The organism is Alloalcanivorax xenomutans (assembly GCF_900217905.1).
GTDB classification, from domain to species: Bacteria; Pseudomonadota; Gammaproteobacteria; order Pseudomonadales; family Alcanivoracaceae; genus Alloalcanivorax; species Alloalcanivorax xenomutans.
This window is the reverse complement of sequence record NZ_OBMO01000002.1, coordinates 1-14,918: the sequence shown is the minus strand read 5'-3', so window position 1 is coordinate 14,918 and position 14,918 is coordinate 1. Positions and strand designations below refer to the sequence as shown.

The window sequence follows — 14,918 nt, the reverse complement described above, 5'->3', positions numbered from 1 at the left end:
GCACTACTCGATGCCCATGTACCGAAACCACAGTGTGCGGCCGGTACTGATGAAGTGCGGCAACAGGCGGATCACCTCGCCACGCGGGGACGGACCGGTCCATTCTTCCGGCAATAACGGGTCGGTGTTGAGGATCTTGGTGGCGGCCCGGCCCACGCGCAAAAAACGCGCGCACAGGACTTTGTCGGGGGCGGTGCCGGCGGGGGCCTGGTCGAGCAGCCGGCACATTTCATCACGGACCTTCTCGAGCAGGGTGTGGCGGCGCCGAAAATCCCACAAACCGGGCCTGGGGGTGACCGATAACTGATCGGCCCGCAGCAGCACGGTTTGCGGGGCCATGCCCAGGGCCCGCAGTTCCTGCCGCAGGGCGGAAAAGGCCAGTGACAGGTTGGCGGGGCGGACGAACAGATCCCGTTGCACCTCGGCAAAACCCCTTTGCCAGAGGGCTCTCTCATGTTCCCGCCAGCCGCTGCGGTTGGAACGCGATACCTGATGGGTGACCGCCACCCACCAGTTTTCTCTCCAGGGGCACAGCAACTCGCTCAGACCCCGCCAGCGGCCCTGTTCCCGGGCCCAGGGGGCGTTTTCCGCCAATTGCCAGCTGCCGCGTTGAGGGCTGATGATGGCGCCCTGCGTGGACAGGCGGCTCACCGCCACGCGAATGGCGCCGGCCTTGAACCCCATGATGTCGCCACCCTGGGCCAGCGCCACCGAGGTCAGCGCGGTATCCGCGGCCACGGCGAGCATATCCAGGACCAGTGTTCTGGGAGTCAATTCCGCCAGTTTGGTGAGCGAGGGGATTGACGGTCGTCCCTGGGGAGTTACATCATCTTTCATCGATTCCACTTTTGAGTAACAAGTAGGGTGGGGCCAACGGGTATTATTCCATGAAATCCAGCCGTCTTACTTACCCGCATGAAGGCCCGCTTGCCAGTTGGAATTGAAACAAGACGCCGATGCTCGTGTTCCGGGGCGAAGGGGCAGGGGCGATGGGCGCGCGGTATTCGCCGAGGGAGCGTGAAAATAACAGGATGTGATGATGGAACCAGCTATCGCGAACACCAGTAGTGCGGTTCGGGCCTGTCTGGAGCGGGCGCCAACGCCGCTGCGCTTGCTGCGTCAGGCCGCGGCGCGCTATCCGGATCATCCGGCCCTGGTGTATCTGTGCGATGCCGATAGCGGCCAGCCGGTGACGGTCAGTTATGCTCAATTGCTGGCCGAGACCGAAGCAGTGGCCCGTGCCCTGCGTGCCAGCGGGGTTACCCCGGAAGATGGCGTGGCGATGTTTTTGCCTCTGGTGCCGGAGGCGGTATCGGCCTTGATCGCCGCGTGTTCGGTGGGGGTGGCGTTTCCGGTGAATCTGCTGATGTCGGAACAGGCGATCGCCTCCCAACTGGCGCTGGCCCGTTGCAAAGTGGTGATCACCGTGGGATCCCATGCGGAGTCGGATTTGAGCGAGCGGGTCAGCGCCGCCGCCGCGAGTCTGCCGCGACCACCCCTTGTGGTGGTTTTGCCGTTGGGGGAAGCGGGGGACGCGGCGTTCGACGGCGAGCCCTGGCCGGCGTTCGTGGCGAAGGCGGGCGATGCCGGTCTGGCCGCGGACGATGATCCGGAGCGGGTGGCCGCTCTGCTGCATACCGGAGGCACCACCTACGCGCCGAAGCTGGCGGAATTGACCCTGGGTAATCTGGCCGCCGGCGGTGTGATGACCTGCGCCGGGTGCGGCTACAGTCAGAGCGACCGCCTCCTGAACGGTCTGCCCCTGTTCCATGTGGGCAGTTCGGTGGACGCCGTGCTGGCGATCATCGCCGCCGGTGCCACGCTGGTGCTGCCCACCGCTCTGGGGTTAAAGAATCCGGCGGTGATCCGGCGTTTCTGGTCGATGCTGGAGGCGTTGGAGGTGACGCTGGTGGGCGGCGTGCCGGCCACGCTTTCGACCCTGGCCGACGCCCCCCGCCAACAGCAACGATGCGCTTCCCTGAGAGCCTTTCTCACCGGTGGTTCGGCGCTCAATCCGCAGTTGGCCCGGCGTCTGGAAACCATCAGCGGCGCCCCGGTGTATCAGCTTTACGGCATGACCGAGTCCGCCGGTATCGTTACCGCCCAATTCATCGACGGGATGTTCCGGCCGCCGCTGGCCGGGCATCCGGTGCCGTTGGTGGAGGTGGCCATCGAGGAGCCGGGGCGGCCGCTCAGGGCCGGCCAGCGAGGCGAACTGTGGGTCCGGGGCCCCAATGTCTTCGCTGGCTATCGTACCGCCACGGGTACACAGGACCGGCCGCACAACGGCTGGATTCCGTCCGGTGATCTGGTGGCCGTCACCGATGACGGGCAATTGCGGATCGTCGGTCGTACCAAGGAAGTGATCATCCGCAGTGGCCACAACATCGATCCGCAAATGCTGGAGCAGGTGGCGGAAGAACACCCGGCGGTGCTGGAGGCGGCCGTGGTGGCGATGCCGGATCAGTATGCCGGGGAACTGCCGGTGCTGTACGTGACACTGCGAGCCGGGGCGGATGAGCGCAGTGTCGAAAGCATCAATGCCTTCGTGCGTGATCGCATAACCGTGCCGCAGGCCCGGCCCCGCCATGTGTTCGTGTTGCCTTCGATGCCAATGACTCCGCTGGGCAAGGTGGCGCGCTATCAATTGCGGCAAAAGGCGGTGAGCTACCGGGCCGGGCAATTGATCGCCGAGCTGGATACCGGCGCCCGGGTGAGCTGCCCGCAGCCGGACGCCAAATCAATCGTGATTGACTGGTCGTCGTCGTCGGCCGCGGCCATGCATGACCGGGCGCGGGAGCGGCTGGCGGAACTCGGGCTGGTGCTGATGTCGGCCTGACATGGCGGCTCGCGGTGCGTTCCTGCGGGTACAGTCATGCAGGAACGCACCGCGAGTCCCTGGATTATTCCTCCCAGCCGGCCAGTACCAGCTTGCCGATGGTCTGGCCGTCCTCGATACGGCGGTGCGCCTGTTTCAGATTGGCGGCGTTGATCGGGCCCAGGGACTCGCCCAGAGTGGTTTGCAGTACGCCTTCATCCACCAGCTTGGCGGCCTGGGACAGAATTTCCCCCTGGCGTTCCATATCCACGCCGAACATGGCCCGGGTAAACATGAATTCCCAGGCGAAGCGGGCGCTTTTGGGCTTCAGCGCGTTCAGGTCCAGAGGGCCGCGGGCATCGACAATGGTAACGATGCCGCCCAGCGGTTTGACCAACTCGCAGGCTTCGGCCCAATACGGATCCGGTTCCTGGGCCAGCAGAATGGCATCCACGCCGTCGATACAGAGGGCTTTTACCGGTTCCACCAGCCCCTGGCGGTAATCGATGGTGTGGGCGGCGCCCATGGATTGACACCAACGGGCGGATTCATCGCGGCCGGCGGTCGCGATCACGGTCATGCCAAAATGGCGGGCGGCCAGTTGAATACCGATGGAGCCGACACCACCGGCGCCGCCGACCACCAACAGGGTCTTGCCCTTGGCGGTGTCCGGGGTCAGACCGAGTTGGTCTTCGAGGGCTTCCCAGACCGTCAGCGTGGTCAGCGGCAAGGCGGCGGCTTCCTGCATGCCCAGACTGTCGGGTTTGTGTGCCACCAGCCTTTCATCAACGCATTGGAACTGGGCGTTGCTGCCCTGGCGTTGCATGGCGCCGGCATACCAGACCCGGTCGCCGGGTTTGAAACCCCGAACCTCGTCACCCACCGCCTGTACCCGGCCCGCGGCGTCGTAACCGAGCACCCGGAAACCGGGTTCAGCCAATGGCCGTTGGCGCACCTTGGTGTCCACCGGATTCACCGACACCGCTTCCACCGCGATCAGCAGATCACGGGGACCGGGAACCGGTGTCTCCAACTCGATATCCTGTAACGCGTGCAGGTCTTCAATGGCTCGGGGGCGGTCGAAACCGACAGCTTTCATCCTCTCCTCCTGGTAACGCAGTTTGGCGCAAAGTGAGCCCGCGCGAACCGGTCGCCGCCGTGTAGGATGACAAGCGGGCTTCGGGGCGGCACGGCAATGGGCCGCGGACTTCAGAGAACAAGGATACCATCATGGATTTCGACGAATACCGTAAGTTGGATGGCGTGGCCCTGGCCGGGCTGGTGGCCCGGGGAGAAGTCAGCGCGGCGGAATTGCTGGAACTGGCCATCACCCGGGCGGAACAGGTCAATCCCAGGCTCAACGGCCTGGTGATTCCGCTTTACGAGGAAGGACGGCGCACAGCGGCGGGACCGCTCTCCGGGCCGTTGGCGGGGGTGCCCATGCTGGCCAAGGATCTGTTCCAGGAGATGGCCGGAGCGCCCTGTTACATGGGTAACAAGGCGCTCAAGAACATGGGCTTCCGCGCTCCCCATGATTCGGAGTTGGTGAAGCGCTGGCGCCAGGCTGGTTTGGTGCTGTTCGGGCGCACCAATACGCCGGAGTTTGGCGCCAAGGGGATCACCGAACCGGATTCGTTCGGCCCCTGCCGCAACCCCTGGAATCCCGATCACACCCCTGGCGGCTCTTCCGGCGGTTCAGCGTCCCTGGTGGCCGCCGGGGTGGTGCCCTTCGCCGGCGCCAACGATGGCGGCGGCAGCATCCGTATTCCGGCGGCCTGCTGCGGCCTGTTCGGGCTCAAGCCCGGTCGTGGCCGTACCCCCTGGGGGCCGGATTTCGGTGAAGCCTTGCATGGACTGTCGGTGAATCACGCGGTCACCCGTTCGGTCCGTGATTGCGCGGTGTTGCTGGATGCGGTGGCCGGAGACGAACTGGCCAGCCTCTATCCGCTGGCGCCGCCAGCGCGGCCTTACCGGGAGGGGACCGAACGTGACCCGGGGACTTTGCGTATCGCTTTCTCCAACCGCTCGCCCATTGGTACGGCGGTGGATCCCGAGGCGGTGCGGGCGGTGGAGAAGACGGCCCGTTTGCTGGAATCCCTCGGCCACCGGGTGGAAGAAGCGGAGCCGGATATCGATGTCATGGCCATGAGCATGGACTGGCTGATGGTGTGGTTCGCCAAGTGCGCCGACAGCGTCGACGAGATGCGCCGGCTTACCGGCGCCGGTGATGACGGCTTTGAATTGGATACTCTGGCGATGGCGGCGTTCGGGCGCAGCCTGAGCGCGCCGGATTATCTGCAGTGCTATCAGCGCTGGCAAACCTACACGCGTCAGTTGATGGCGTTCCTTCAGGGTTATGACTTTCTGATGACGCCGACCCTGGCCATGCCGCCGGCGCGCATCGGTGCCATGGCGACACCATCCTTGCAGCAAGCGGCGCTGAAGCTGGTGCTGAAAGTTGGCGCGCAAAAGTTGCTGATGAAGACCGGGCTGGTGGAGCAGATGGCGCGGGAAAACCTGAAATACACGCCGTTCACGCAACTGGCCAATGTCACCGGCGTGCCGGCCATGTCGGTGCCGCTGCACTGGTGTGACAACGGCCTGCCGCTGGGCGTGCAGTTTGTCGGCGGCCATGGCGACGAAGGCAAGCTGTTGTCCCTGGCGGCACAATTGGAACGGGCGGAACCGTGGATGCATCGTGTGCCGCCGGAGTTATAAGCGCTCATTGCGCTTTGGTGGGGCACTCCCTCTATCACGGCTCCGCTACGAAGCCGCTGTGGGAGCTTGCCTGCAAGCGAATTAGCCTCAGGGTTTCAAGATTCGCTTGCAGGCAAGCTCCCACAGTGGCTTCGCGGCCATTTCTTTGCCTGTTAACAGGTTGCCCGGCAACATTCCGCGAGGATTCTCTTTAAAAGCCATAAAGGCGGGCGGGATTGTCGACCAGGATCTTGCGGATGATGGTCTCGTCATGCCCGGTCCACTGGAAAAATTCTTCCAGCAGGGTGGTGTCGTCCGGCATCGGTACGGAAATACACACGTGGGGCCAGTCGCTGGCCCACAGGATCTGATCGGGATTGGCTTTGATCAGCGCCTTGGCATACGGAGTGACATCGGAGTAGGGCGTGTCCGGCTGGTTGGTGAAGCGGTACGCGCCGGATAATTTCACCCAGGCCTTGCCGTCCCGGGCCAGGCGCAGCAGATCGCGGAATCCCGGATGCTTCACGCCGATGCTGGCCGGCATGTGTCCCATGTGATCGATCACCACCTCCACTGGCAGATTGGCCACGGTGTCGTAGAGATCGGCGAATTCCGAGATGTCGATCAGCAATTGCAGATGCCAGCCCAGCGGTGCGACCTTGCGTGCCAGACTGGTCACGTCCGAGACCTCGACACCGCTCTTGTAGATCAGATTGACGCGCACGCCGCGTACCCCGAGGGCGTCCATGTCCCGCAATTCCTGTTCGCTGGTCTGATCACTGATCACCACCACGCCGCGATAGTTGTCGCCGCCTTGACGCAGAGCTTCCAGTGCCACCCGGTTATCGTAGCCGTAGACGCTGGGCTGCACGATAACCCCCCGGCTCAGCCCCAGCGTGCCCTGCATTTTCCGATAGTCGTCCAGTGACGCGGGCGGCGGTGTATAGGAACGATGCGGCGTGAAAGGGTGTACCGCGGCGTCACCGATAATATGGAAATGGCAATCGCAGGCGCCGTCGGGAAGCGGCAGCGACGGGGTGGCGCAGCTGGATACCGGCGGCGCACAGGGTGGGGCGTAGGTCTCGCCAAGCGAGGTCATGCGCGTGACCTCCCAGCCTTGCAGACCACGCAGACCGTTGCGCTCGGCGGAATTGATGATCTGGGTCCAGGCCGCGCGGCGGGCGAGGTCCGGGTCGCCCACGGTGATGGCCTCGAGGATCGACTCGTACTCGGTCAGCACGGTTTCGCGCAGCGCTCCGGAAGTGGCGATGCGCCGTTCGAAAGAGGCGGCCTCAAAGATATGGGCGGTCAGGAACAGCACGAAGTTCTTGAAGTATTCGTTGCCGGTGGCGTCGGCGATAGCGCGTTTGAAAGCCAGGCTGCTCTCGACCATGCCCTGACCGTTGGCAAGGGCGTCGCGTAACGCGGACAAGGCGGCCTGGATCGCCGCGAGCTGGCTGCGGGAGCGGCGGCGGGCAGCCATGCCGGCGGCGGAAACCTCGAGATCAAGACGCAACTCATAGAGCTGACGAAGTTTTGGCAAATGGCTCAGTTCATCGTGGTCGATGCGAAAGCTGTTGCGATGGGCTTTGCTGGATACGAAGGCACCGAGGCCCTGATGACTCTCCACCAGACCTTCCGATTTGAGCCGTGCTATCGCTTCCCGGACCACGTTGCGGCCGACACCGAACCGCGCCGTCAGTTGCGACTCACTGGGGATGCGGTCGCCGGGCTTGAGGCGGCCGGCGGAAATCTCCGCCTCCAGATGGCGGGAAATCTTGACGGAAAGCTGGCTGCGTCCTGCAGCGGCAGCTTGTTTCATAGGACTCATCCTGTTCGGTACAAACGGTGTTGGCTAAACGGCAGCGGTAATAGTACCTCTCCGGATGGCTTGCCGCTCCATGTACGGGCCGGTTCCGGGCCTGGGCCGGAGATTACGGGCCTTGATGCGTGGCGTGATGACTGACTTTACAGCACTGGTAAAATTATGATCAACTTGTAGGACAAGTTTGGTGGGGCGCGCTTCGCCCCGCCTGCCTCCACGCCATCAACCCCATCAAAACAAACAGGAAAGCCGTGATGACGCCCTTACTCCGATCCGTCAAAACGTTGATGCCCGCTGCCATTTTGGCGGCGGCCCTGACCGCGGTGAGCGTGGCTCAGGCCGCCACCGTGATCCGCCTGGGATGGACCACCGCCGACAGCGAAGTGGATCCCTACGCCATCGCCGCCCACTACTTCCAGGAAGAGTTGGAAGCCGCCGCGCCGGGACAGTTCGAGATCAAGTTCTTCCCCAACAACCAGTTGGGGAACGACACGGATATGCTGCAAGGGATGCAGTTCGGCACCCTGGATGCCGGCGTTATCACCGGCACTCAGTTGGGTACCCTGGACAAGAGCTTCCAGCTCCTTGATCTGCCTTTCCTGTTCAAGGACAGGGCCCAGGCCCACGAGGTTCTGGATGGCGAAGTGGGGCAGGAGCTGTTCGCCCGATTGGAGAAACAGGGCCTGATCGGCCTGGGCTTCGGTGAAGCCGGTTTCCGCCATGTCATCAACAATAAGCGGCCGGTGCAGGCACCGGGCGATTTGCAGGGCGTGAAGCTGCGTGTACAGCCGAGTGATCTGTTTATCGCCAGCTTCCGGGCTCTGGGCGCCAATCCGGTTCCCATGGCCTGGAGCGACGCCTACATGGCGGTGCAGCAAGGTACGGTGGACGGTCTCGAGATTCCGCTGGCGGTGATTTACGCCAACAAGTACGCCGACGTGGTGAAGTACCTTTCCCTGACCAATCACACCTATAACGCCTTGCCGCTGCTGATGTCCAAGCAGGCTTTCTCCCGTTTGTCGTCCGAACAGCAGAACGCGGTGCGTACCGCCGCGCGGAAAGCCATCGAGCGGCAACGTGCCGAGGTGGCGAAGAACGAGCAGGCGCTGATCGAGAAGATCAAGGCGAAGGGCATGGCGGTTACCGAGATTGCCGATACCGGCGCCTTCCGTGACGAGGTGCGCCCCGTCTATGAAGAATATCGGCCACGCATCGGCGAAAACCTGGTCGACCGCGCCATGGAACTGGTCACGGAATAACGCTGGCATGGGGCTCCGGCAAGGTCCCGGAGCCCTGTCCCTAGAGCCTTAGATACCGGTATGTACAGATATCTCGAAGCAGGCAGCAAACACCTTGCCGCCGTGACGGCCGCGCTTGGCGCGGCCAGCGCGTTGATCATGACCCTGGCTCTGCTGGCCGGGGTGTTCTGCCGCTATGTGCTGAACTCGTCCTTGTCCTGGAGTGATGAGGTCGCGCTGCTGGCGTTCAGTTGGACGGTGTTTTTGTTCGCCAGTGTTTTGACGCGGGAGTTCGGACATGTGCGCGTCTCCATCGTGGTGGACGCCTTGCCCGGCCTGCCCAGGCACCTGCTTGAACGGGGCAGCGTGATACTGATTCTGCTGTTTGGCGGATTGATGTTGTGGGCCGGCTGGCAATTCACCGCCTTTACCGCGCACCAGGTGTCACCGGCGCTGCGCTATCCCTTGTGGCTGCAAGGTGCGGCGGTGCCGGCGAGCGGCGCCTTGATCGTCTTCCATGCCCTGGTGTTGCTGTTCCGACCCGGGCAGCTTGGTGAACACGGAGGCGCCGTCGATGAGTGAGATTGGCGTTGTTCTGATTGTCGGGCTGTTCGTCCTGTTGCTGCTGGGGATTCCCATCGCCTTTACCCTGGGCCTGCTCACCGCCGTGGGTATCTGGATGGCCGACTACAATCCGATGATCCTGGCCCAGCGCCTGATCGCGGGTAGCACTATCACCAGCCTGTTGGCGATCCCCGGTTTTATCCTGGTGGGGGATCTGATGAGCGCGGGGGGGCTGTCAAAACGTCTGGTCAGGGTGGCCTCGGTCTGTTTTGGCCACTTAACCGGAGGGCTTTCCATGTCCACCGTGGCGGCGGGTACGTTTTTTGGCGCCATTACCGGATCCGCGCCGGCCACCACCGCCGCTGTTGGATCGGTGATGATCGACGAACTGGAAAAACGCGGCTATTCACGGGGCTACGGCGCGGCGCTGTCCACTTCCATCGGGCCGCTGGGGCAAATGATCCCGCCCTCCATTCCCATGATTATCTGGGGGGTGCTGGCGGAAGAGTCGATCTCCAAGCTGTTTCTGGCGGGGGTGGTTCCCGGCTTGATCGCGGCGGCGGGGTTCTGTGTTGTCAGTTATGTCTATGCCCGGCGCCTGGGTATCGCCAGGGAGAAGCGCCCCGGTGTCCGGGAGATCCTGGCGGCGATACGTGAAGGGATATGGGCGTTGTTGGCGCCGGTGGTGATCCTCGGAGGTATTTACGGGAGCGTGTTTACCCCCACCGAGGCGGCCATGGTGGGCGCCTTGTACAGCCTCGTCATTGGCCTGTTCATTTATAAGGATCTGCAATGGAAATCGCTGATCCCGTTGTTCATAAAGTCGATGCGTACCACCACGGTGATCATGTTCATTATCGTGGTGGCTTACGGCTTTGCCTGGATCATCGCCAGTGAGCAGATTCCTTCGCAGGTCACGCAAGTACTGCTGAGTATTACATCGAACCCGTTCCTGATCCTGCTGTTGCTGAACATCATGTTGCTGGTGCTCGGCGCGGTCATGGACACCGTGTCCGCGATGGTCATCCTCAGCGGGGTTCTGACCGCGGTGGGTACCCAGGTGGGCCTGGATCCGGTTCAACTGGGTGCCATGGTGGTGATCAATTTCGCCGTGGGCATGATCACCCCTCCGCTGGGCTATTCCCTGTTCGTCGCCTCCACCATCAGTGGTTTGAGTATTGAGAAAGTGGCCCGCAATCTTTGGCCGTTCTTCCTGGTCCTCATTGGCGTGGTGGCACTGACCGCCTATGTGCCGGCGGTGACGCTTTGGCTTCCGGGCCTGTTGGGCTAGGAGATGGTATGACCGTGAATCAGAAACCGACGTCCGGGATCAGTGAGCCGACGATCCCGGGACCGCACCCGGCGCCAAGCAAGCCCCTGAGCGCCTTGCCCCGGGGAGCGTGTGATACCCACGCCCATCTGTTTGGGCCGCAAAGTCGCTACCCGTATCAGCCCAATCGCAGTTACACACCGCCGGACGCTTCCGAGGAAGCCTATCGGGATCTGTTGCATACCCTGGGCTTTCAGCGCGCGGTGCTGGTGCAACCCAGTGTGTACGGCACCGATAACCGGCGCATGCTGGATGCACTGGCCCGTCGGCGCGCTGACGATGATATCCAATGGCGTGGTATCGCCGTGGTGGATAACCGCATCAGCGACGCCGAGCTCGAGCGGATGCATGAGGCCGGGGTACGCGGGGTGCGTGTCAATCTGGTATTTCCCGGCGGCCTGACGTTTGCGGACGTTGAACTGCTGTCCCGGCGAATCGCCGGTCTGGGATGGCATGTTCAGTTGCTGGTGGACGTATCGCGCTTCGAACGGCTGGTCGAGCGCCTGGACCGGCTGCCCACCGACAGCGTGGTCGACCACATGGGCCATATTCCCACCCACCGGGGAATCGAACATCCCGGATTCCGGGCTCTTCTGGAGTTGCTGCAAGGTGGGCGCACCTGGGTGAAGCTCACCGGACCGAACCGCATTACCGCCCTAGAGCACGCGCCGTTTCACGATGTGGACCCGTTCTTTTCCACGCTGTTGGAGGCTCGGGCGGATCGCTGCCTGTTCGGGACGGATTGGCCTCACGTGCAACTGCCAGGGCCAATCCCGGACGATGGGGATCTGGTCAATGAGTTTCTGCGCCTGGTTCCGGACCCGTCGATCAGGAAACAGGTGCTGACCGATAATCCCGCCCGTCTTTACCAGTTCGACGGCTGAGCCGGGAAGCGCGGGGCTTCCCGCACTTCCTGGCCGTCCCGGGGCGGTCAGTCTTCCAGGGCGAAACGCAGCCCGGCGTTCTGTTCCAGGCGGCGGATCAGCTTGTCGCCCATGGCCGGCGCCGTGGTCCAGATGCCGCCGGGGGTGTCGGTGGCGTCCCGCAGCAGACACAGGGCGCTCTCGGTGATCATGCGCGAGGTGGAGCCGTAACCGGGATCCTTGTCGCCGGAGACACTGGCGGCGAGAGTCTGGCCGTCGGCGGTTTCACCCAGGAACAGTACATCGTAGAAACCGTTTTCCCGCTCCTCCTTGCCCGGTCCCTCGCCGGGCTTGGGCGCTTTGTCACCGGTCAGCGAACGGTCGTTGGCGACGGCCTGGGCGGTGGCTTCGCCTTTGTCGCCGGGGCCGGTGAGGATCATCTCATCGTAGACGAAGTCCTCGCCGTAGGGGTGACCGAGCAGGAAGTTGGAGCGGTGCACGTTGCGGGTGTTGATGGCCGCCATGATGAAAGGCGCCGCCCAGCTGCCGAGGGTCTGGTCATATTCGATCTCGGCGGCCGGTGGCTGCTTCGGGCCCTCGAAACCTGGGGTCAGCGCGAACGGGTTCACCAGCAGCTTACGGATTTCCGCGTCCCGCGCCGCGGCCAGGGTGGCCTGCAGGCTGGCGGCGGTGCCGCCGGAGAAAGTGCCCTTCATTCGCCGTACCCGTCCCTTGACGCGGGGCAGCGGCGCGCCCAGTTTGGCCCGCGCCTGCTCCTGCAGGAACCAGACGCCGAGGTCGAACGGGATGGAGTCGAAGCCGCAGGAGAAAACGATGCGGGCGCCGCTGTTTTGCGCCTGCTCCTGGTACTTATCGACCATCCGGCGCATCCACGCCACTTCGCCGCACAGATCCACGTAGTCGGTACCGGCGCCGGCACAGGCGGCCACCAGGGGCTCGCCATAGAGCTGATAAGGCCCGACGGTGGTCAGCACCAGCCGGGTCCGCCGCGCCAGGGCGCGCAGACTGTCGGCGTCGGTGACGTCGGCCTTGAGGATCGCCACGCCGGGATCAATGCCGAGTTCGTCGCGTATCTGTTCCAGCTTGCTTTCGTTGCGGCCGGCCAGGGCCCAGCGCAGCCCGCCGTCTGCGCCATAGCGCTCCTGTACGTACTCCGCCACCAGGCGGCCAGTGAAACCACTGGCGCCGAATACAATCAGATCAAACTCCCGTGCCTCGCTCATGATTCTTCCCATTCTATTGTTTGCCAGCGGGCTCTCGGCCCTCGCGAGCCTCAACCGTAAGCCGTCAGCGGCGTTCAGGGCAACCGGTAGCGATGTCGGTGGTATGATGGGCGCGATCCAGAGAAGGGGGTGCCCGGTGACGGAACACATTTTGATTGTCGATGATGAGCCTCGGGTGGCGGAGCCGCTGATCTTCGCTTTGCAGCGGGAGCATTTTCAGGTCACCCATGTGGAACGTGGCGAACAGGCCTTGGCGCGGTTGGACGGCGACAGCCCGGCGCTGGTGGTGCTGGACGTGGGGCTGCCGGATCTCAATGGCTTCGAGGTTCTCAAACAATTACGCCGTTCCAGTGAAGTGCCGGTGTTGTTCCTCACTGCCCGCCAGGATGAGGTGGATCGCATTCTCGGTCTGGAACTGGGTGGTGACGACTACGTCACCAAGCCTTTCAGTCCGCGCGAAGTGGTGGCGCGCATCCGTGCCATTCTCAAGCGTCTGGATAAAGGCACGCCGGCGCCCGTGGCGGAAGGAAGGGAATGGCGGGTGGACGAGCAGGCGGCAAAAGCCTGGTTTCGGGATCAGGCGCTGTCGTTGACGCGCTCTGAATTCCTTATTCTCGAAGCGCTGGTGAAACATCCGGGGCAGGTGTTCAGCCGCGCCCGACTGCTGGATATCTGTGGCAGTGACGAGGACAGCTTCGAGCGCGCCGTGGATACCCATATCAAGACTCTGCGCGGCAAGCTGCGACCGCTGGGCGGGGACGCCTGGATCGTCACCCGGCGCGGTCTCGGCTACGTGCTGGAGCGGCCATGAAACTCAGCGGTCAGTTCCTGCTGATCTTCTTCCTGATCATGGGGCTGGTGAGCTGGTTCACCATGGATCTGGTGCTGGATGAGGCCCAGCCGCTGGTGCGCCAGTCCGCGGAGGAAACCCTGGTGGACGCCGCCAACCTGCTGGCGGAGGTGATCGCCATGGATACCCGGGGGGACGAACTGGCGGTTACCCCGGCGCTGCGCTCGGCGCTGAGGCGGTACGCTCAGCGGCTGCCGGGTGCCAAGATCTGGGGATTGAGCAAAAATCGCATCGATACCCACATCTATATCACCAGCGCCGATGGCATCGTTCTGTTTGACTCGCGCGGGGAAAACGAAGGTAAGGATTTTTCCCGCTGGAACGATGTGCACCTGACCTTGCAGGGCAAATATGGCGCTCGCACCACTCGCACCGACCCTAATGACCCGGCGTCCTCGGTACTGTACGTGGCGGCCCCGGTGCGCCACGAGGGCACGTTAATCGGCGTGGTGACCCTGGGCAAGCCGGGGGCGGCCATCGAGCCGTTCATCGAGCAGGCGGAGCAGCGTCTGATTGGTTACGGCTGGCAGGCGCTGGTTGCCTGTCTGTTGCTGGGTATCGGTCTGGCCTGGTGGATCAGCCACCGGGTCGGGCGGCTGCGCGGCTATGCCCTGGCGGTGGCCGATGGGCGCAGGCCATCGCCGCCCCGTTTCCGTGTGCATGATGAGATTCGCGAACTGGCCGATGCCGTCACCGCCATGCGCCGCCGCCTGGAGGAACGGGCGCGGCTGGAGAATCACATCACCATGCTGACCCACGAAATGAAGAGTCCGCTGGCGGCCATTCGGGGAGCCGGGGAGATTCTGGCCGAGGAGGTGAGCGAACCTGCCCTGAGCCGGCTGACCGGAAATGTGGTGCACGAGAGTCAGCGGCTCAGTGATCTGCTGGATCGCATGCTGGCGCTGGCGCGGCTGGAAAAACTGGAAAGCCTGCCGCCAAGGGAACAGCAGCGGCTGGCGTTGTTGCTGGAGGAATGGCAGCTCAGCCGCCAGGTGTTGTTGGATGAGAAACGGCTGAGTGTGGCGTTGAGCGGCGAGCCGGTGTTGCGGGTGGAACCAGATACTACCCGTCTGGCCCTGTTCAATCTGCTCGACAATGCCCTTCGGTTCGCCGAACCGGGCTCCACCATCGACGTCCGCGGCTGGCGGGAAGAGGGCCAGCAAGGTATCGACGTCAGCAATCGGGGGCCTTGTATTCCGGACTACGCGCTGGCCCGGGTGACCGAGCGATTTTACTCGCTGCCGGCGCCGGGGGAGGAAAAAAGCTCCGGGCTCGGACTGGCCATGGTGGAGGAAATCGGTGAGCTGCACGGCGGCTGGTTGCAGGTGGAAAACCTGGAGCAGGGCGTGCGGGTGCGGTTGTGCCTGGGGTAGCAGGAGGTCGCTACAAGGCCGCTGTGGGAGATTCTATGGTGCCCTGCAACGCTTAAAAGAGCTTTGCGGGGCAATATTCTTGTTGCTGCTTCATCAGGGCGAAGGCGGTGCGGGCG

At 63.5% G+C, this 14,918-nt stretch carries 12 protein-coding genes; 8 read left to right on the top strand and 4 right to left on the bottom strand.

The annotated features are described in order from the left end of the window. Positions 1 to 3: 3 nt before the first annotated feature. Positions 4 to 837, bottom strand: coding sequence for a hypothetical protein (locus tag CRO06_RS01695; protein WP_143247703.1), 834 nt, complete (start codon positions 835 to 837; stop codon positions 4 to 6). Between the two features lie 202 nt (positions 838 to 1,039). Between CRO06_RS01695 and CRO06_RS01690 the strand changes: the two genes are divergently transcribed. Beyond that, on the top strand, positions 1,040 to 2,839 hold the full coding sequence (locus CRO06_RS01690) for an AMP-binding protein (RefSeq protein WP_097057588.1): 1,800 nt from the start codon (positions 1,040 to 1,042) through the stop codon (positions 2,837 to 2,839). Positions 2,840 to 2,903: 64 nt separating this feature from the next. On the opposite strand, the gene CRO06_RS01685 is transcribed toward CRO06_RS01690, so the two are convergent. Then, positions 2,904 to 3,917 carry a zinc-binding alcohol dehydrogenase family protein gene (locus CRO06_RS01685; protein ID WP_097057587.1) on the bottom strand — a complete coding sequence of 338 codons (1,014 nt, stop codon included), beginning with the start codon at positions 3,915 to 3,917 and terminating at the stop codon, positions 2,904 to 2,906. A gap of 131 nt (positions 3,918 to 4,048) precedes the next feature. On the opposite strand from CRO06_RS01685, the gene CRO06_RS01680 reads away from it, so the two are divergent. Further along, the gene (locus CRO06_RS01680; RefSeq protein WP_097057586.1) at positions 4,049 to 5,536 is read left to right on the top strand and encodes an amidase; all 1,488 of its coding nucleotides are present in this window, start codon (positions 4,049 to 4,051) and stop codon (positions 5,534 to 5,536) included. 190 nt (positions 5,537 to 5,726) lie between these two features. Here the strand turns inward: CRO06_RS01680 and CRO06_RS01675 are convergent, their stop codons facing one another. Continuing rightward, positions 5,727 to 7,337, bottom strand: coding sequence for an amidohydrolase family protein (locus CRO06_RS01675; protein ID WP_022994880.1), 1,611 nt, complete (start codon positions 7,335 to 7,337; stop codon positions 5,727 to 5,729). 257 nt (positions 7,338 to 7,594) lie between these two features. Here CRO06_RS01675 and CRO06_RS01670 point away from each other — a divergent pair, with 257 nt between their 5' ends. From CRO06_RS01670 to CRO06_RS01655, 4 genes are read left to right on the top strand one after another with little or no spacing between them, the layout of a single operon-like run. Next, positions 7,595 to 8,599, top strand: a complete 1,005-nt coding sequence (locus CRO06_RS01670) for a TRAP transporter substrate-binding protein (protein WP_097057585.1) — start codon at positions 7,595 to 7,597, stop codon at positions 8,597 to 8,599. A gap of 60 nt (positions 8,600 to 8,659) precedes the next feature. After that, positions 8,660 to 9,160 carry a TRAP transporter small permease gene (locus CRO06_RS01665; protein ID WP_022994882.1) on the top strand — a complete coding sequence of 167 codons (501 nt, stop codon included), beginning with the start codon at positions 8,660 to 8,662 and terminating at the stop codon, positions 9,158 to 9,160. Further along, positions 9,153 to 10,433, top strand: a complete 1,281-nt coding sequence (locus CRO06_RS01660; protein WP_097057584.1) for a TRAP transporter large permease — start codon at positions 9,153 to 9,155, stop codon at positions 10,431 to 10,433. Before CRO06_RS01665 ends, CRO06_RS01660 begins: the two co-directional genes overlap by 8 nt. A gap of 8 nt (positions 10,434 to 10,441) precedes the next feature. After that, the gene (locus CRO06_RS01655) at positions 10,442 to 11,356 is read left to right on the top strand and encodes an amidohydrolase family protein (RefSeq protein ID WP_233925562.1); all 915 of its coding nucleotides are present in this window, start codon (positions 10,442 to 10,444) and stop codon (positions 11,354 to 11,356) included. A 47-nt stretch (positions 11,357 to 11,403) separates the two neighbouring features. On the opposite strand, the gene CRO06_RS01650 is transcribed toward CRO06_RS01655, so the two are convergent. Then, a complete protein-coding gene (locus CRO06_RS01650; RefSeq protein ID WP_097057583.1) occupies positions 11,404 to 12,579 on the bottom strand; it encodes a saccharopine dehydrogenase family protein in 1,176 nt (391 codons plus the stop codon). 136 nt (positions 12,580 to 12,715) lie between these two features. Between CRO06_RS01650 and creB the strand changes: the two genes are divergently transcribed. Then, on the top strand, positions 12,716 to 13,390 hold the full coding sequence (creB, locus tag CRO06_RS01645; protein ID WP_240342656.1) for a two-component system response regulator CreB: 675 nt from the start codon (positions 12,716 to 12,718) through the stop codon (positions 13,388 to 13,390). Then, positions 13,387 to 14,802 (top strand): two-component system sensor histidine kinase CreC, encoded by a 1,416-nt coding sequence (gene creC, locus CRO06_RS01640; protein ID WP_097057581.1) that lies wholly within the window; start codon positions 13,387 to 13,389, stop codon positions 14,800 to 14,802. Before creB ends, creC begins: the two co-directional genes overlap by 4 nt. Positions 14,803 to 14,918 lie beyond the last annotated feature (116 nt).